1 pseudogene is annotated in these 332 nt (G+C 58.7%); it reads left to right on the top strand.

The annotated features are described in order from the left end of the window. Positions 1-332: pseudogene (locus tag XpruCFBP8353_RS23145) on the top strand (multidrug transporter); the annotation flags it as partial.

Here is a 332-nt window from a genome sequence, read left to right as displayed (position 1 = left end):
ATTCCTTCCAGGGCCATCGGACATGTGAATGTCGGCACCGAGGTGCTGCTCAACATCGCCGCATTCCCGAAAGCAAAATATGGCGCCATCCAGGGGCGCATCGCATCGCTGTCAACGCAAACGAGTCCCCTCGGTGAGTTGGAGCGCCGCTATGGTCGCCAGTCGCCCACTGAGCCGGTTTACACCGCCAAAGTCGCCTTGCCTTCCCAGACCATTGGAGTTGCCCAAGAAGCGAAGTCCTTCCTGCCGGGGATGGAAGTGGACGCGGAACTGATCTTGGAGGGCCGAAAGATCTGGGAGTGGATGTTTGACCCCTTCCAAACCATGGGATC

Source organism: Xanthomonas prunicola, assembly GCF_002846205.1.
In the GTDB taxonomy this organism is placed as follows: Bacteria; Pseudomonadota; Gammaproteobacteria; order Xanthomonadales; family Xanthomonadaceae; genus Xanthomonas; species Xanthomonas prunicola.
The sequence above is the reverse complement of the archived record's forward strand: the minus strand, read 5'-3'. Positions and strand labels throughout refer to the sequence as shown.